Below are 21,073 nucleotides of genomic sequence, written 5' to 3' on the forward strand. Positions count from 1 at the left end.
TTTTTTAACCTGAGAATGTTTAGTTTTCAGGAGTTAGATTTGAGTTAGGTTTATCGTGTGAGGTATAAATACCCATCTTTTCTATTGGTTTGGATATTACCACTGAGATCAACCGAAGTATAATTCAAGATATAGTAATAGGTTCCTGTAGGTAAACCGGATGATTTACTAATGGTTGTTCTACCTCTTGAATAGCCATCAAAAACATTAGTTTGATTATTATAGTTTGTTGTTTCAAAAACTAATACTCCCCAGCGGTTGTAAATTTCTACTGTATTTTCAGGATAACAAGTAGTATCACCTATACCGTCAATTATAAAGGTTTCGTTAATTCCATCTCCATTTGGAGAGAAAGCATTATGAACGACAATACTTTCACATCCTAATACGCTGGCTTTTTCAACAGTCACAGTACCTGAAGCTGGTGGGATTGCCACTCCATTTGGATCTTTTGCTGTCGCTTTTGCAATATTGACGACTGAATCTTGAGCTAAATCATTTTTGGTTATTGTATAAGTTTGGAGAATAGCTTCCAAAGATTCACCAGGTGCCAAGGTTGCGATAGGCTGTGTAGTCAATCCTGTTAATTCATCTATCACTATAATATCATGAAGTGTTACATTACCGGTATTTTTTACTATTATGGTATAATTGATTACATCGCCAACGAAACTGTAGACATCTGTATCATTACCATTACTGCTAACGGTTGCCGTTTTAGTAACTTGCAAGCTGGGATTTTGATTGAGCGGAGTAACTGTGTAGCTACTACAATCCGTTTCGGCTGGACAATTTGGGTTAGCAGGACAGGAAGTACAAGGTGTAGGATCTGTAGAGGTTGCAGAAACAGGTTCTCCTAAAGGCGGTGTTCCTGTAGCTATAGCTAAATTGTAAACAAAACCAGTGTTAATATCATTTTGCTTAATTGTATAAAAAGCGGTAAATGTATTATTATCAATAGCATTAGGCTCAAGGTCAATTGGTCCTCCTAAAATTTGTATGTCTGGTAATAGGTCATGTATGGTTATGTTTGTCAATGTAACATTACCGGTATTTCTTACCGTGAAGTTGTAAGTTACTTTATCGCCAATGCTTGTAATACCGTCTTCATTAGTATCCACATAAGTCCCATCTTTTGTGATAACTAACGAAGGTGTTTGATTTAGAGGAGTAATCGTATAGTTACTACAATCAGTTTCTGCAGGACAATCAGGATTAACTGGGCAGGAAACACAAGGAGTAGGATCAGTAGAAGTACTCGTAACAGGTTCCCCTACAGGTGGTGTTCCACTTACCGTTGCTAAGTTATACACAAATCCAGCATTAATATCCTTTTGAGCAATTGTATAAAAGGCAGTAAATGTGTTATTATCAATTGCATTAGGTTCAAGATCAATTGGACCACCAGAAATTTCTAATCCGGGCAATATGTCAGCTATAATAATATTTTTTAAGGTTACATTCCCCGTGTTTTTTACCGTGAAATTATAAATAACTTTATCCCCAACATTTGTAATTCCATCTTCATTGGTGTCATTATAAAATCCATCTTTGGTGACAACTATTGAAGGGGATTGTATCAGCTGAGTTATGGTTTCAGTATCGTTATTTATATCAGTTCCTGAGATATCTTTCACATCAATATTTTCAGAATCTTTGCCTATTGCCAAAGCAGAATTTATCACCATACCGGCATCAATATCGCTTTGTGTCAGTAGATAAGAAGCGGTAAAAGTCGAAGAATCAGTTGCTCCAATGGAAAGTGTAGCTATAGGCCCTCCAATAATGGTCACTAAAGGATCGGTAATGGAGATATTGGTTAGAGTTACCTCACCAATATTAGTGACAGAGAAAGCATAATTGATAGTTTCTCCCGCTTGCGCATATCCGTCTGAGTTGCTATCGTTGAAAGTTCCTGTTTTTACCAAGGCTATCCCTGACTCGACTATCGTATAAGTGTAGTTTATTACACATCCATTATAGTCTTTAATTTCAACAGTATAGCTGCCCTTAGATAGTGAATTTAAGTCTTTGGTAGTTGCGCCATTAGACCATAAATATGTATATGGGCTTGTACCACCACTGACTGTTTGAGTTATTGAGCCGTTAGTACATCCTACACAATTATTATTGTTTACTATAATAGCGGTAGCACTTAAGGCTGCATTTGGTTGCTCAACAGTTACATTACAAGTTGTTTGGTATCCTAATTTATCGGTAACAGTAACGCTATGATTTCCTGCATTTAAAGCAATTGCCTGTGCAGTAGTTTCTCCGTTATCCCACAAATAAGTGTATTCACCATTACCTCCTATAGCTGTTACTGAGGCTATCCCATTACTGTCTCCATAACATTTAGCAGGAGTATCTTGAATAATGCTACAAGATAGCACATCAGGTTGACTGATTGTTACATTACAAGTTGTTTGACAACCTTTACTATCGGTAATAGTTACTGCATGTAATCCTACGTTAAGACCTACAGCTTTAGCAGTAGTTTCCCCATTATCCCATAAGTAGGTATATCCTCCATTTCCACCAATAGGAGTAACAGTGGCTTCGCCATCGCTTAAACCATTAGAAGAAACAGCTTTGTCTTGCATAATTGAACACGATAGCACATCTTGTGGTTCTGTTATAGTAATTTGTTCGGTATCGGTACAGCCTTTGGAATCTGTTACTGTTACTGTATACATTCCTGCAATCAAACCTGAGGCTAGCGCAGTATTTTGAACAGGATTAGTGTTCCAACTATAGGTATAAGCAGTAGTTCCGCCTGTAGCCGAAGCAGTTGCTGATCCCGTAGCTTCTCCTTTGCAATTTACATTTACGACAGAACCAATAGCAGTTACAAGTACATTTTGAGGTTCAGTGATAGTAATTTGTTCGGTGTCAGTACATCCTTTGGAATCCGTTACTGTTACTATATAAGTTCCTGCAGTCAAACCAGAGGCTACCGCAGTATTTTGAACAGGATTAGTGTTCCAACTATAGGTATAAGCAGCAGTTCCGCCTGTAGCCGAAGCAGTTGCTGATCCCGTGGCGTCTCCTTTGCAGTTTACATTAACGATAGAACCAATTGTAGCAACAAGTGCATTTTGAGGTTCAGTGATAGTAATTTGTTCTGTGTCAGTACAGCCTTTGGAATCTGTTGCTGTTACTGTATACGTTCCTGCAGTCAAACCATAGGCTACAGCAGTATTTTGAACAGGATTAGTGTTCCAACTATAGGTATAAGTTGCAGTTCCGCCAGTAGCCGAAGCAGTTGCTGATCCCGTGGCTTCTCCTTTACAGTTTACATTAACGATAGAACCAATTGCTGCTATAAGCGCATCTTGCGGTTCAGTTATAGTAATTTGTTCGGTATCGGTACAGCCTTTGGAATCTGTAACTGTAACAGTATAGGTGCCCGCAGTCAAACCAGAGGCTACCGCAGTATTTTGAACAGGAGTGGTGTTCCAACTATAGGTATATGCAGCAGTTCCGCCAGTAGCCGAAGCAGTTGCTGATCCCGTGGCGTTTCCTTTGCAGTTTACATTCATTACAGAACCAATTGCTGCTACAAGCGCATTTTGCGGTTCAGTGATAGTAATTTGTTCGGTGTCGGTACAGCCTTTGGAATCTGTTACTGTAACAATATAGGTGCCCGCAGTCAAACCAGAGGCTACTGCAGTATTTTGAACCGGATTGGTGTTCCAACTATAGGTATAAGTTGCAGTTCCGCCAGTAGCCGAAGCAGTTGCTGATCCCGTGGCGTTTCCTTTGCAGTTTACATTCATTACAGAACCAATTGCTGCTACAAGCGCATTTTGCGGTTCAGTGATAGTAATTTGTTCGGTGTCAGTACACCCTTTAGAATCTGTTACTGTAACAGTATAGGTGCCCGCAGCCAATCCGGAGGCTAGAGCTGTGTTTTGAATCGGATTGGTATTCCAACTATAGGTATAAGCTGCAGTTCCGCCTGTAGCTGAAGCTGTAGCTGATCCTGTTGCATCACCTTTACAGTTTACATTCGCCACAGAACCAATTGAAGCAACAAGCGCATTTTGCGGTTCTGTTATAGTAATTTGTTCAGTGTCAATACAACCTTTGGAATCCGTTACCGTTACGGTATAGGTACCTGCAGTTAATCCAGAAGCTAGGGCTGTATTTTGAATCGGATTGGTATTCCAACTATAGGTATAAGCTGCAGTTCCGCCTGTAGCTGAAGCTGTAGCTGATCCTGTTGCACCACCTTTACAGTTTACATTCGCCACAGAACCAATTGAAGCAACAAGCACATCTTGCGGTTCTGTTATAGTAATTTGTTCAGTATCAATACAACCTTTTGAATCCGTTACCGTTACGGTATAGGTCCCTGCAGCTAATCCAGAGGCTACAGCTGTATTTTGAATCGGATTGGTATTCCAACTATAGGTATAAGCTGCAGTTCCGCCTGTAGCTGAAGCTGTAGCTGATCCCGTGACGCTTCCTTTGCAGTTTACATTCATTACAGAACCAATTGCAGCTATAAGCGCATTTTGCGGTTCAGTGATAGTAATTTGTTCGGTGTCAGTACACCCTTTAGAATCTGTTACTGTAACAGTATAGGTGCCCGCAGCCAATCCGGAGGCTAGAGCTGTGTTTTGAATCGGATTGGTATTCCAGCTATAGGTATAAGCTGCAGTTCCGCCTGTAGCTGAAGCTGTAGCTGATCCTGTTGCACCACCTTTACAGTTTACATTTGTTACAGAACCAATTGCAGCAACAAGAGGGGTTTCAGGTTGTACAATAGTTCTACTTTTTGTAATGTTACAATGATTAGCATCTTGAATGTTTACTGTATAGGTACCAGCCACTAAAACGCTAAGATCTTGATTGTGTTCTTGTCCAGCCGGGATAATTCCCCCATCAGAAGCAGTCCATGTATAAGAATATGGAGCTGTTCCTCCAGTTGGGGTTAAGTCAATACTTCCATTATTTGATCCATAACATTGTAAATTGGTCACAGCAAATTCTCCATTTACACCATTTTCAATTTTTATAGAAGGTAATGTTCCACATTTGGGAGCAATTGTGGCAGAATTTAAAGAAGCACAAGTACTACCAGGAGATGCATCGGTCCATGCCAAAAATAGATTAGTAATCTTTAATATATCACCACAAGTATATTTAATTGGAATAGTAGCTAAACTTGTTATAGTATTACCTGGTAGTGGACCACCACAACCACTTATTGGTCCGGACTCGGAAGGTTTTAATAATCCCGTATTTCCGTCATAGATTTCTAATTGTCCCCAAAAAGCAAAAGATGTCCTAGTTGAACCAGTGGTGTTATTAATGGAAACTTTTAGTGTTCTGGTTATCTCTTGAGGTATTTGGTCACAGGCATCGCAACCGACTCCCTCAACGAGAGTTGCACCAACTAATTCCAAATCACCAGATGTACAGGAATTTGGATTAGGAAATGTTGTTGTTGTTTGGGCAACAGCCATTGTTAAACTAAAAAAGCTTACTAAATGAAATATAAATGATTTTGTCGAATGGGTAAAGATTGATTTCATATTGATTTAATTAAATCGTTAGAAAATGATACAATTGTAAATAGTAAGATCTACTTCTCGGAATTGTTTTGTACATTAAAGGCTGAAACGTCATGACAGCAATTCAATCTCAATCGATGTCAGTTTTTTTATCTACTTAAATATAAATGGATTAGCAAATTTCATTTTTGATTAAGTAATATTGAAGTTTAAATTTAAAGAGACAAAATACTAATGCTAAAAATTTCCATTAGAGGTTAAACTAGATTTTGTACTTTTTAAAAATGTTTGTTTTTTTGATTGATTTTTTCGTCTTGTAATCAATCTATTTAAGTTTTGTTGTATTAAAAAAAATAATGAACTGATAATACGTTTTTGAAATACTAATTTTTGAATAAATAATAAATTATTTTATTCAAAACTTCAAGAGCATGTGTTTAGAGATACACTATATTTAAGACAAGGAATTTTTATTTGGGGTTAAAAATTCAAATGCTTATACTTTATGACTATTTAAAAAACAATGTCATTAATTAGTCATGATTAAATTTATGACTAATTAATGACATTGTTTTTTTTTTTCCGTAAAAAACCAAAATAGTCGTTTAAAGGTGTTTTTTTGATGAAAATTATTCAATTAATAAGTTTAATTAGTGCCATTATTTAGTAAAGAGTTAACAGGATAAGTATTTGTTTTTTAACGGGTTATTTTTTTTTAATGACTTGATTTAGTGAAAAAATTTTACCAATGAGTTTAGAATACTTAGTTTTGCAGTAATTAAAAAGATCCCTTAAAGCTTTCGCCTTAAGGGATCTTTTTTTAAGAGAGAATGTTGAGTTAACGAGTACTTTTATAATGCTGTAATTATAAATTCACTGCGTCTGTTCATTTGATGTTCTTCCTCAGTACATTTTACACCATCTGAGCATTTATTTACCAATTGTGTTTCTCCATAGCCTTTAGCAGTAAGACGGTTGGAATTAATTCCTTTTTTAACAAGCCATTCTAAAGTGGCTTTGGCTCTTTTGTTGGATAAAATCTCATTATACTTAAAGGTTTGTCTACTATCTGTGTGGGATCGAATGTCTATTTTCATAGTTGGATTCTGATTCATAACATCTAGTATTTTTTCTAGATCTAAAGTCGCTATTGGTGTAATGAAATGTTTGTCTAAATCAAAATAAATCATTTTTATTCCAAAACATTTTCCTAAATCATCTCCAATAGCTACTTGACATGCTTCTTTTTCTAAAGCTATGGATAAGTTCGTTTTTCCGGTTTGGCTTATTATATCAATTTTCTCTTCTTTAGTGGTATACTCTGTTTTTTCAGCTCTCACATAATACGTCTTTCCACATTCTACGTTGAAAGAATAGTTTCCGTTTTGATCAGAAATAGTAGAGTTCATAAGACGGAATGTTGCATCAAAGAGACTTACTTTTGTATTTGGTAAAATGTAGGAAGTTTTGAGATCAGTTATAACTCCAAATAATTCTTGTTCACAAGAAAGTTTTTTAGTTTCTAGAAATTTGTAAATATCATCATAGCCTTGTCCACCGTCTCTATTAGAGGTAAAAAAACCTTTTCTTGTTTTAGTATCAATCAAATAGGCAAAATCATCTTTTGGAGAATTTACATCACTACCTACATTTTGTACTTTACCAAAAGTATCATCAGCTTTTACTTTAGACACAAAAATATCTAATCCCCCAAGGCCAGGGTGTCCGTCTGAAGCAAAATAGATTTCATTTTCATCTGTTAGAAATGGAAAGGTTTCTCTTCCTTCGGTGTTAATGTTATTCCCTAGGTTTTGAGGTGTCCCGAAACTACCATCATTATTTATTCTAACTTTGAATAAATCTGACTGTCCCAATGTTCCAGGCATATCAGAAGCAAAATACAATGTTTTTTCATCTGTACTTAAAGCAGGATGAGCCGTACTGTAATTATCACTATTGAAAGGCAGTTCGATTATATTTACCCACTGGTCGTTTTCTAGATTAGCTTTATAAATTTTTATTAAAGTAATGTTATTTCCATTTTTCCCTTTTTTGCCGTCCAGATAATTGTTTCGTGTAAAGTACATTGTTTTTCCATCTTTTGTGAAAACGGGAGTCGATTCGTTGAATTTTGAATTCACATTCTTTGAAAATGGTGTAATCACACCAGGATTCATGGCGTCGTCTAAATCAGACGTGTATAAATTTGTAAAATTTTGATCGGTCCATTTGTGTTTTCGCTGATTGATACTTCCGGTATCTCTTGCCGATGCAAAAACAATTTTATTGTTTAAAAAGGAACTACCATAATCGGAGTATTGGGAATTTATACCGGCATTTTCTACCTTATATCGGCCTGAATTTGCTTTAATGACCTCTAAATAATTGGTGTTTTTTTTGAAAATTTTTCCTCTGGTATCGTTTCCTGATTTTTGATTGAATAAGGCTAACATCTCATCGGCTTTACTATTTTCTCCTATAGATTTTAAAGACTGTGAATATCTGTAATAATATTCAGGTTCTACATCTTGTGTCATAGAGAATAATTCGCCATACCATTTTGCTGCCTTATCAAGTTCAGCATTAAAATAATACGAATTTCCTAACTTTTGAAATAAATCTGCCGATTTGTAACCCTTTTCAGCAACTCTTTCATAAGTTTTTATGGCTTCTATATAAGCATAGTTGTCGTACTTTTTATCGGCTGATGCTACTTTCGTTTTTTGTGCATGACTACTAAATGAAAGAACACTTAGTATGGCTAGGTAAAAGAATATATAATTTTTCATATGAAGCTACTATTTATTTTTAAAAGAATCTAGGGGTAGTTATTTTATCATTTTTCTTAAATAACTCATATCGGAAAAAGATTTCATGAGATCCTGAATTGTAGTGCTTTAATTGGGTAGTTTCATGATCGTAAGCATAGCCTATATACAAAGCATCAGAAATTTGAAATCCAGCCATTGCACTTAGAGCAGCACTCCATCTGTAGGAGGCTCCAAGCATAAATTTATCATTGAATAGAAAGTTACCAGAAATATCGGCCTGGAGAGGAGCTCCCTTGATCATTTTAGTAAGTAGGGCAGGCTTGAATTTTACGGAAGTATTCAAATCAAACACATATCCAGCAATCAGATAAGAAGTTATTTTTTCTTTTGCAATTGCAACATCATTGTCATTGTATCGATTCGTTTCTATGAAATTCGGAACTGATAGTCCCAGATAAGCTTTGTCTGAATGGAGATATACTCCAGCTCCTATATTTGGGGTAAATTTATTAAAACTTTCCAATGATACATCACCATATACTTTAGGTGTCAATTTTGTTCCATCTAAATCAAATAAATTAGCTGTTGCTTTAACACCAAATGAAAGCTTAAATGTTTCCGAAGTTGGGACAGTATACGATAAGTCTGCTGAAATTGTATTTTCATGAGTGGGCCCAATTCTATCATTTATAACCGAAACTCCTAAACCTAAGTTACTTCCGTTTAAAGGAGTATTTATTGACACGGCATTAGTTACTGGCGCTCCATCTAGTCCTACCCATTGAGTACGGTGCAAAGCAAATATACTCATAGCTCCTCTAGATCCTGCATAAGCAGGATTAACAGTAATTGTGTTGTACATGTATTGCGTGAATTGTGAATCTTGTTGTGCATAACTTACAATTCCTGCAAACAGTAAAGCGAATAATATTATTTTTTTCTTCATTAGATTCTGTTTTAAACCTGAGGGATTTTAAGTCTCAGGTGTTAGATTTGAGTTGGAGTTATCTTGTAAGGTATAAATACCCGTCTTTCTTATTAGTCTGAATCTTACCAAGTGTATCAACAGAAGTGTAATTCAAGATGTAATAATATGTTCCCGTTGGCAAACCTGAAGATTGACTTATAGTAGTTCTACCTCGTGAGATTCCATTAAAGCTATTGGTTGTATTGTTATAATTTTTAGTTTCAAAAACCAATACACCCCATCGATTGTATATTTCAACTGTGTTCTCAGGATAACATTCAACATCTTCAATATTGTCAATTTCAAAACTGTCGTTTATACCATCATTGTTAGGTGTAAAAGCATTATGTACCTCAATAGCACCACAACCCAATACAATTCCACAATCTTGGTTTATAATAGTTATTTTTACAAAATAAGTTATAGGACAACTTTCAATCATAACCTGATATTCAAAATTGTACTCTCCAACCGCTAGATTATAGGGCTTAAACTCACTGTCACTTAATACAATATTTCTATCATTAGTCCAACTGCCGGTTAAAGGAGTGCCAGTTGGAAGATAACTATTCAAACTAATAGTTGATGTTCTGTCTGTATTACATATAGGTTCAGGAATTATAGGTTCTGTAGCATTAGCCTGCGTAATTTCTTGGTCGCCCAATACAATTATACAAGTAGGATTTGCTGCATCGCGAATCTGTACGCTATAAGTAGCATTGGCCAGAGCGGAGAAGTTCCCGCTAGTTTGCCAAGCACCAGCATCCAATCGGTATTCATAAGTTCCATAACCACCAGCAGGAGCAGTCACGCTAATGGTTCCATCATTGGCGCCATTACAAGTCACATTGGTTTTAGCAACAGTGGCTGTTAAAGCATCTGGCTGCGTAATGATTTGGTCGCCCAATACAATTACACAAGTAGGATTTGCTGCATCGCGAATCTGTACGCTATAAGTAGCATTGGCCAGAGCGGAGAAGTTCCCGCTAGTTTGCCAAGCACCAGTATCCAATCGGTATTCATAAGTTCCATAACCACCAGTTGGAGCAGTTATGGTAATGGTTCCATCATTAGCGCCATTACAAGTCACATTTGTTTTAGCAATAGTGGCTGTTAAGGCATCTGGCTGCGTGATGATTTGGTCGCCCAATACAATTATACAAGTAGGATTTGCTGCATCGCGAATCTGTACGCTATAAGTAGCATTGGCCAAAGCGGAGAAGTTCCCGCTAGTTTGCCAAGCACCAGCATCCAATCGGTATTCATAAGTTCCATAACCACCAGTTGGAGCAGTTATGGTAATGGTTCCATCATTAGCGCCATTACAAGTCACATTTGTTTTAGCAACAGTGGCTGTTAAGGCATCTGGCTGCGTGATGATTTGGTCGCCCAATACAATTATACAAGTAGGATTTGCTGCATCGCGAATCTGTACGCTATAAGTAGCATTGGCCAAAGCGGAGAAGTTCCCGCTAGTTTGCCAAGCACCAGTATCCAATCGGTATTCATAAGTTCCATAACCACCAGTTGGAGCAGTTATGGTGATGGTTCCATTATTAGCGCCATTACAAGTCACATTGGTTTTAGCAACAGTGGCTGTTAAGGCATCTGGCTGCGTGATGATTTGGTCGCCCAATACAATTACACAAGTAGGATTTGCTGCATCGCGAATCTGTACGCTATAAGTAGCATTGGCCAAAGCGGTGAAGTTTCCGCTAGTTTGCCAAGCACCAGCATCCAATCGGTATTCATAAGTTCCATAACCACCAGTTGGAGCAGTTACGGTGATGGTTCCATTATTAGCGCCATTACAAGTCACATTGGTTTTAGCAACAGTGGCTGTTAAGGCATCTGGCTGCGTGATGATTTGGTCGCCCAATACAATTACACAAGTAGGATTTGCTGCATCGCGAATCTGTACGCTATAAGTAGCATTGGCCAAAGCGGAGAAGCTCCCGCTAGTTTGCCAAGCACCAGTATCCAATCGGTATTCATAAGTTCCATAACCACCAGTTGGAGCAGTCACGCTAATGGTTCCATCATTGGCGCCATTACAAGTCACGTTGGTTTTAGCAACAGTGGCTGTTAAGGCATCTGGCTGCGTGATGATTTGGTCGCCCAATACAATTATACAAGTAGGATTTGCTGCATCGCGAATCTGTACGCTATAAGTAGCATTGGCCAAAGCGGAGAAGTTCCCGCTAGTTTGCCAAGCACCAGCATCCAATCGGTATTCATAAGTTCCATAACCACCAGTTGGAGCAGTTACGGTGATGGTTCCATTATTAGCGCCATTACAAGTCACATTGGTTTTAGCAATAGTGGCTGTTAAGGCATCTGGCTGCGTGATGATTTGGTCGCCCAATACAATTATACAAGTAGGATTTGCTGCATCGCGAATCTGTACGCTATAAGTAGCATTGGCCAGAGCGGAGAAGTTTCCGCTAGTTTGCCAAGCACCAGCATCCAATCGGTATTCATAAGTTCCATAACCACCAGTTGGAGCAGTTACGGTGATGGTTCCATTATTAGCGCCATTACAAGTCACATTGGTTTTAGCAACAGTGGCTGTTAAGGCATCTGGCTGCGTGATGATTTGGTCGCCCAATACAATTATACAAGTAGGATTTGCTGCATCGCGAATCTGTACGCTATAAGTAGCATTGGCCAAAGCGGAGAAGTTTCCGCTAGTTTGCCAAGCACCAGTATCCAATCGGTATTCATAAGTTCCATAACCACCAGTTGGAGCAGTCACGCTAATGGTTCCATCATTGGCGCCATTACAAGTCACATTGGTTTTAGCAACAGTGGCTGTTAAAGCATCTGGCTGCGTAATGATTTGGTCGCCCAATACAATTATACAAGTAGGATTTGCTGCATCGCGAATCTGTACGCTATAAGTAGCATTGGCCAGAGCGGAGAAGTTTCCGCTAGTTTGCCAAGCACCAGCATCCAATCGGTATTCATAAGTTCCATAACCACCAGTTGGAGCAGTTACGGTGATGGTTCCATTATTAGCGCCATTACAAGTCACATTGGTTTTGGCCACAGTGGCTGTTAAGGCATCTGGCTGCGTAATTTCTTGGTCTCCCAATACAATTACACAAGTAGGATTTGCTGCATCGCGAATCTGTACGCTATAAGTAGCATTGGCCAGAGCGGAGAAGTTCCCGCTAGTTTGCCAAGCACCAGTATCCAATCGGTATTCATAAGTTCCATAACCACCAGTTGGAGCAGTTATGGTAATGGTTCCATCATTAGCGCCATTACAAGTCACATTTGTTTTAGCAACAGTGGCTGTTAAGGCATCTGGCTGCGTGATGATTTGGTCGCCCAATACAATTATACAAGTAGGATTTGCTGCATCGCGAATCTGTACGCTATAAGTAGCATTGGCCAAAGCGGAGAAGTTCCCGCTAGTTTGCCAAGCACCAGCATCCAATCGGTATTCATAAGTTCCATAACCACCAGTTGGAGCAGTTATGGTAATGGTTCCATCATTAGCGCCATTACAAGTCACATTTGTTTTAGCAACAGTGGCTGTTAAGGCATCTGGCTGCGTGATGATTTGGTCGCCCAATACAATTATACAAGTAGGATTTGCTGCATCGCGAATCTGTACGCTATAAGTAGCATTGGCCAAAGCGGAGAAGTTCCCGCTAGTTTGCCAAGCACCAGTATCCAATCGGTATTCATAAGTTCCATAACCACCAGTTGGAGCAGTTACGGTGATGGTTCCATTATTAGCGCCATTACAAGTCACATTGGTTTTAGCAACAGTGGCTGTTAAGGCATCTGGCTGCGTGATGATTTGGTCGCCCAATACAATTACACAAGTAGGATTTGCTGCATCGCGAATCTGTACGCTATAAGTAGCATTGGCCAAAGCGGAGAAGCTCCCGCTAGTTTGCCAAGCACCAGTATCCAATCGGTATTCATAAGTTCCATAACCACCAGTTGGAGCAGTCACGCTAATGGTTCCATCATTGGCGCCATTACAAGTCACGTTGGTTTTAGCAACAGTGGCTGTTAAAGCATCTGGCTGCGTAATGATTTGGTCGCCCAATACAATTATACAAGTAGGATTTGCTGCATCGCGAATCTGTACGCTATAAGTAGCATTGGCCAAAGCGGAGAAGTTCCCGCTAGTTTGCCAAGCACCAGCATCCAATCGGTATTCATAAGTTCCATAACCACCAGTTGGAGCAGTTACGGTGATGGTTCCATTATTAGCGCCATTACAAGTCACATTGGTTTTAGCAATAGTGGCTGTTAAGGCATCTGGCTGCGTGATGATTTGGTCGCCCAATACAATTATACAAGTAGGATTTGCTGCATCGCGAATCTGTACGCTATAAGTAGCATTGGCCAGAGCGGAGAAGTTTCCGCTAGTTTGCCAAGCACCAGCATCCAATCGGTATTCATAAGTTCCATAACCACCAGTTGGAGCAGTTATGGTAATGGTTCCATCATTAGCGCCATTACAAGTCACATTTGTTTTAGCAATAGTGGCTGTTAAGGCATCTGGCTGCGTGATGATTTGGTCGCCCAATACAATTATACAAGTAGGATTTGCTGCATCGCGAATCTGTACGCTATAAGTAGCATTGGCCAGAGCGGAGAAGTTCCCGCTAGTTTGCCAAGCACCAGTATCCAATCGGTATTCATAAGTTCCATAACCACCAGTTGGAGCAGTTATGGTAATGGTTCCATCATTAGCGCCATTACAAGTCACATTTGTTTTAGCAATAGTGGCTGTTAAGGCATCTGGCTGCGTGATGATTTGGTCGCCCAATACAATTATACAAGTAGGATTTGCTGCATCGCGAATCTGTACGCTATAAGTAGCATTGGCCAAAGCGGAGAAGTTCCCGCTAGTTTGCCAAGCACCAGCATCCAATCGGTATTCATAAGTTCCATAACCACCAGTTGGAGCAGTTATGGTAATGGTTCCATCATTAGCGCCATTACAAGTCACATTTGTTTTAGCAACAGTGGCTGTTAAGGCATCTGGCTGCGTGATGATTTGGTCGCCCAATACAATTATACAAGTAGGATTTGCTGCATCGCGAATCTGTACGCTATAAGTAGCATTGGCCAAAGCGGAGAAGTTCCCGCTAGTTTGCCAAGCACCAGTATCCAATCGGTATTCATAAGTTCCATAACCACCAGTTGGAGCAGTTACGGTGATGGTTCCATTATTAGCGCCATTACAAGTCACATTGGTTTTAGCAATAGTGGCTGTTAAGGCATCTGGCTGCGTGATGATTTGGTCGCCCAATACAATTATACAAGTAGGATTTGCTGCATCGCGAATCTGTACGCTATAAGTAGCATTGGCCAGAGCGGAGAAGTTTCCGCTAGTTTGCCAAGCACCAGCATCCAATCGGTATTCATAAGTTCCATAACCACCAGTTGGAGCAGTTACGGTGATGGTTCCATTATTAGCGCCATTACAAGTCACATTGGTTTTGGCCACAGTGGCTGTTAAGGCATCTGGCTGCGTAATTTCTTGGTCTCCCAATACAATTACACAAGTAGGATTTGCTGCATCGCGAATCTGTACGCTATAAGTAGCATTGGCCAGAGCGGAGAAGTTCCCGCTAGTTTGCCAAGCACCAGTATCCAATCGGTATTCATAAGTTCCATAACCACCAGTTGGAGCAGTTATGGTAATGGTTCCATCATTAGCGCCATTACAAGTCACATTTGTTTTAGCAATAGTGGCTGTTAAGGCATCTGGCTGCGTGATGATTTGGTCGCCCAATACAATTATACAAGTAGGATTTGCTGCATCGCGAATCTGTACGCTATAAGTAGCATTGGCCAAAGCGGAGAAGTTCCCGCTAGTTTGCCAAGCACCAGCATCCAATCGGTATTCATAAGTTCCATAACCACCAGTTGGAGCAGTTATGGTAATGGTTCCATCATTAGCGCCATTACAAGTCACATTTGTTTTAGCAACAGTGGCTGTTAAGGCATCTGGCTGCGTGATGATTTGGTCGCCCAATACAATTATACAAGTAGGATTTGCTGCATCGCGAATCTGTACGCTATAAGTAGCATTGGCCAAAGCGGAGAAGTTCCCGCTAGTTTGCCAAGCACCAGTATCCAATCGGTATTCATAAGTTCCATAACCACCAGTTGGAGCAGTTATGGTGATGGTTCCATTATTAGCGCCATTACAAGTCACATTGGTTTTAGCAACAGTGGCTGTTAAGGCATCTGGCTGCGTGATGATTTGGTCGCCCAATACAATTACACAAGTAGGATTTGCTGCATCGCGAATCTGTACGCTATAAGTAGCATTGGCCAAAGCGGTGAAGTTTCCGCTAGTTTGCCAAGCACCAGCATCCAATCGGTATTCATAAGTTCCATAACCACCAGTTGGAGCAGTTACGGTGATGGTTCCATTATTAGCGCCATTACAAGTCACATTGGTTTTAGCAACAGTGGCTGTTAAGGCATCTGGCTGCGTGATGATTTGGTCGCCCAATACAATTACACAAGTAGGATTTGCTGCATCGCGAATCTGTACGCTATAAGTAGCATTGGCCAAAGCGGAGAAGCTCCCGCTAGTTTGCCAAGCACCAGTATCCAATCGGTATTCATAAGTTCCATAACCACCAGTTGGAGCAGTCACGCTAATGGTTCCATCATTGGCGCCATTACAAGTCACGTTGGTTTTAGCAACAGTGGCTGTTAAGGCATCTGGCTGCGTGATGATTTGGTCGCCCAATACAATTATACAAGTAGGATTTGCTGCATCGCGAATCTGTACGCTATAAGTAGCATTGGCCAAAGCGGAGAAGTTCCCGCTAGTTTGCCAAGCACCAGCATCCAATCGGTATTCATAAGTTCCATAACCACCAGTTGGAGCAGTTACGGTGATGGTTCCATCATTAGCGCCATTACAAGTCACATTTGTTTTAGCAATAGTGGCTGTTAAGGCATCTGGCTGCGTGATGATTTGGTCGCCCAATACAATTACACAAGTAGGATTTGCTGCATCGCGAATCTGTACGCTATAAGTAGCATTGGCCAAAGCGGTGAAGTTTCCGCTAGTTTGCCAAGCACCAGCATCCAATCGGTATTCATAAGTTCCATAACCACCAGTTGGAGCAGTTACGGTGATGGTTCCATTATTAGCGCCATTACAAGTCACATTGGTTTTAGCAACAGTGGCTGTTAAGGCATCTGGCTGCGTGATGATTTGGTCGCCCAATACAATTATACAAGTAGGATTTGCTGCATCGCGAATCTGTACGCTATAAGTAGCATTGGCCAAAGCGGAGAAGTTTCCGCTAGTTTGCCAAGCACCAGTATCCAATCGGTATTCATAAGTTCCATAACCACCAGTTGGAGCAGTCACGCTAATGGTTCCATCATTGGCGCCATTACAAGTCACATTGGTTTTAGCAACAGTGGCTGTTAAAGCATCTGGCTGCGTAATGATTTGGTCGCCCAATACAATTATACAAGTAGGATTTGCTGCATCGCGAATCTGTACGCTATAAGTAGCATTGGCCAGAGCGGAGAAGTTTCCGCTAGTTTGCCAAGCACCAGCATCCAATCGGTATTCATAAGTTCCATAACCACCAGTTGGAGCAGTTACGGTGATGGTTCCATTATTAGCGCCATTACAAGTCACATTGGTTTTGGCCACAGTGGCTGTTAAGGCATCTGGCTGCGTAATTTCTTGGTCTCCCAATACAATTACACAAGTAGGATTTGCTGCATCGCGAATCTGTACGCTATAAGTAGCATTGGCCAGAGCGGAGAAGTTCCCGCTAGTTTGCCAAGCACCAGTATCCAATCGGTATTCATAAGTTCCATAACCACCAGTTGGAGCAGTTATGGTAATGGTTCCATCATTAGCGCCATTACAAGTCACATTTGTTTTAGCAATAGTGGCTGTTAAGGCATCTGGCTGCGTGATGATTTGGTCGCCCAATACAATTATACAAGTAGGATTTGCTGCATCGCGAATCTGTACGCTATAAGTAGCATTGGCCAAAGCGGAGAAGTTCCCGCTAGTTTGCCAAGCACCAGCATCCAATCGGTATTCATAAGTTCCATAACCACCAGTTGGAGCAGTTATGGTAATGGTTCCATCATTAGCGCCATTACAAGTCACATTTGTTTTAGCAACAGTGGCTGTTAAGGCATCTGGCTGCGTGATGATTTGGTCGCCCAATACAATTATACAAGTAGGATTTGCTGCATCGCGAATCTGTACGCTATAAGTAGCATTGGCCAAAGCGGAGAAGTTCCCGCTAGTTTGCCAAGCACCAGTATCCAATCGGTATTCATAAGTTCCATAACCACCAGTTGGAGCAGTTATGGTGATGGTTCCATTATTAGCGCCATTACAAGTCACATTGGTTTTAGCAACAGTGGCTGTTAAGGCATCTGGCTGCGTGATGATTTGGTCGCCCAATACAATTACACAAGTAGGATTTGCTGCATCGCGAATCTGTACGCTATAAGTAGCATTGGCCAAAGCGGTGAAGTTTCCGCTAGTTTGCCAAGCACCAGCATCCAATCGGTATTCATAAGTTCCATAACCACCAGTTGGAGCAGTTACGGTGATGGTTCCATTATTAGCGCCATTACAAGTCACATTGGTTTTAGCAACAGTGGCTGTTAAGGCATCTGGCTGCGTGATGATTTGGTCGCCCAATACAATTACACAAGTAGGATTTGCTGCATCGCGAATCTGTACGCTATAAGTAGCATTGGCCAAAGCGGAGAAGCTCCCGCTAGTTTGCCAAGCACCAGTATCCAATCGGTATTCATAAGTTCCATAACCACCAGTTGGAGCAGTCACGCTAATGGTTCCATCATTGGCGCCATTACAAGTCACGTTGGTTTTAGCAACAGTGGCTGTTAAGGCATCTGGCTGCGTGATGATTTGGTCGCCCAATACAATTATACAAGTAGGATTTGCTGCATCGCGAATCTGTACGCTATAAGTAGCATTGGCCAAAGCGGAGAAGTTCCCGCTAGTTTGCCAAGCACCAGCATCCAATCGGTATTCATAAGTTCCATAACCACCAGTTGGAGCAGTTACGGTGATGGTTCCATCATTAGCGCCATTACAAGTCACATTTGTTTTAGCAATAGTGGCTGTTAAGGCATCTGGCTGCGTGATGATTTGGTCGCCCAATACAATTATACAAGTAGGATTTGCTGCATCGCGAATCTGTACGCTATAAGTAGCATTGGCCAGAGCGGAGAAGTTTCCGCTAGTTTGCCAAGCACCAGCATCCAATCGGTATTCATAAGTTCCATAACCACCAGTTGGAGCAGTTATGGTAATGGTTCCATCATTAGCGCCATTACAAGTCACATTTGTTTTAGCAATAGTGGCTGTTAAGGCATCTGGCTGCGTGATGATTTGGTCGCCCAATACAATTATACAAGTAGGATTTGCTGCATCGCGAATCTGTACGCTATAAGTAGCATTGGCCAGAGCGGAGAAGTTCCCGCTAGTTTGCCAAGCACCAGTATCCAATCGGTATTCATAAGTTCCATAACCACCAGTTGGAGCAGTTATGGTAATGGTTCCATCATTAGCGCCATTACAAGTCACATTTGTTTTAGCAACAGTGGCTGTTAAGGCAGCAGCAGGCTCAGTAATAGTTACCGCTTGGGTTTTGGTACAGCCATTAGCATCTTTAACTGTAATGGTATAAGAACCTGCTGTAAGACTACCGAAAGTTCCGCTTGAGCCGAAAGTAATTCCGTCTTTAGCATAGGTGTAGGGAGCAGTTCCGTTAGCTCCGGCTACAGTCACGCTACCGTTACTATTTCCAAAACAATCTATATTTGTTTGTGAAGATATGGATGCTGTAGGACCAGTTGAAACAACAACTGAAGTTGAAGTACTAATTGTACAACCATTACCATCTTTAGCAATCACTGTATAGGTTCCACTTGGTAAATTATTGAAAGTAGCATCTGCCTGATAATTGGTACCTGCATTAATGCTATAAGTATAACTTCCATAGCCTCCAGTTACACCACTGGCTGTTATGCTTCCTAACGATCCGTTACACGAAGTAGGCAAAGGTGTTAAAGTTAAGCCAGTTAATTGAGGATATATAGTAACGGTAGAGGTCTTAACACTACTGGCTGGAGTTGGCGTAGCTGTATCTGTGGCTGTTAAGGTAATGGTATAATTAATTGGGTTTACAGTATTATTAACCGGGAAAGAATGAGATGCAAACACATAATTAATAAATTTTTCGTTTGGATCATCATAAAGATCTGGACTTGGAGCAACTATAATGTCTCCTGTGCCATCACCATAATTTATTTTAATTGAATAAGGAGACTGAATTGGTGTTAAACCACCAGTTTGATATAATTTTCCTCCAGTAATATCTGTTGTAACAATAATATTATTGCAATTACGAGTATATGTAAAATCAGTTTTTAATGGAGCATCTACGGTAATGTTTGGAACATCAGCATAACATTGTGAATAACCCGTTCCATTACATTGAGGTGTTGAATTATCATTTGAATTCCAGGATACAAATATGTTTTTTAATTCAAATTTGTCACCACAATTATAATTTATTTTAATAGCTTTATAATATCCTGTCTCAAGACCTCCAGTTGAATCATAAAAAGCAGTGTATATGTTGCCAGAATTGGTTGGTAGATCATTAACAAATATGTTAAACTGAACAAACAAATCATGTTTATTCCCATTCTTTTCCATATCGATAAATATCCATACATCATTAGGGTTTATAATTCCATAGTTGGCATAACTAGGATCTGAAATACAATTTAGAATTTTACTTCCATTTCCATTTCCAATAAAGGCACCCTTTGTAATCATTGATTGCGCTCCACAATTTGTACTAACTGGGCAAACACTTTCCGTAAGTAAAGAGGTCATAGGGTAAACAACCTGAGAATAACTTATTGTTGTTGAAAACAACAATATTAAAAAAGCTAAAAATCGAATAAAAGTAATTTTTTTCATAATATTTATTATTTAAATAAACGAGTAATGAATTCCTTAATATGAGGTTTGATCTAATTTTCGATCAAAAGTTATTGTTGTGGCATCTTTTACAAGACAGACAGAGTGTATATAAGTATTAGATTTATCTAAATTAGATAGAGGGAAAATCTTCGATAAGCTATCTAATACGCTGAATAAAAAGCTCAAAATAAAAAAAATAGGTTGAAAGCTTATTTTCTTGTTTGGGGTAATTTTTGTTTTCATACAATCAATTTTTAATAGGTTGTTTGTAACTAATTTTATTGATAAATTAAGGGTCTTCTATAGGATAACATCAATTTTAGAAATCATCAAAAGAGTTTTAGTGTTTTATTATGTTGATAAATGATCTTATAGCTAAAATTTTAATAAAATATTATAAATTATTTGCTTAATTGTAAGATTATGGAACTAAACTAGTTATAAAAAAATAAAATGATATTTATTCTCTATAAATAACCGAAATACTCGACGAAAGTACTTTTCTTACTAATTAAATTTAAAAAAGGGTGCTATTTGAGCTTTTTTTGCAGGTAGTGAGTTAATATAAACGAATGAATTGTGTTTTTAAATAGATTTTATCCATTAATAATCGTAAAAAAGTATAATATGTTCTGTTAATTAGGGTAAAAATGATTATTGTTTAATTTTGTTTGGTTTTTTATGTAAACTTTTAATATTTTCTTTGTAAGCGTGTTGTTTTTCTGTTATGCCAGATTTTTTTTAGAGTTTATTGCTTAAAAAAAAAAATCAGTTAGGAAATTTTCTTAAAGAAAAGGGTGGGAGGTGT

The 21,073-nt window shown here is 39.3% G+C and carries 4 protein-coding genes; all 4 read right to left on the reverse strand.

The annotated features are described in order from the left end of the window. Nucleotides 1–50: 50 nt before the first annotated feature. The 4 genes from LNP19_RS11760 to LNP19_RS11775 all read right to left on the reverse strand — a co-directional run bounded on the left by LNP19_RS11760 (nt 51) and on the right by LNP19_RS11775 (nt 20,262). Nucleotides 51–5,543, reverse strand: coding sequence for a DUF7507 domain-containing protein (locus tag LNP19_RS11760; protein WP_230062102.1), 5,493 nt, complete (start codon nt 5,541–5,543; stop codon nt 51–53). 830 nt (nt 5,544–6,373) lie between these two features. Continuing rightward, nucleotides 6,374–8,311 carry an OmpA family protein gene (locus LNP19_RS11765; protein WP_230062103.1) on the reverse strand — a complete coding sequence of 646 codons (1,938 nt, stop codon included), beginning with the start codon at nt 8,309–8,311 and terminating at the stop codon, nt 6,374–6,376. A gap of 19 nt (nt 8,312–8,330) precedes the next feature. Continuing rightward, nucleotides 8,331–9,239: a PorP/SprF family type IX secretion system membrane protein gene (locus tag LNP19_RS11770; protein WP_230062104.1), complete on the reverse strand. Its 909-nt coding sequence runs from the start codon at nt 9,237–9,239 to the stop codon at nt 8,331–8,333. A gap of 58 nt (nt 9,240–9,297) precedes the next feature. After that, nucleotides 9,298–20,262 carry a T9SS type B sorting domain-containing protein gene (locus LNP19_RS11775; RefSeq protein ID WP_230062105.1) on the reverse strand — a complete coding sequence of 3,655 codons (10,965 nt, stop codon included), beginning with the start codon at nt 20,260–20,262 and terminating at the stop codon, nt 9,298–9,300. Between the last annotated feature and the right edge of the window lie 811 nt (nt 20,263–21,073).

Source organism: Flavobacterium acetivorans, from assembly GCF_020911885.1.
GTDB classification, from domain to species: Bacteria; Bacteroidota; Bacteroidia; order Flavobacteriales; family Flavobacteriaceae; genus Flavobacterium; species Flavobacterium acetivorans.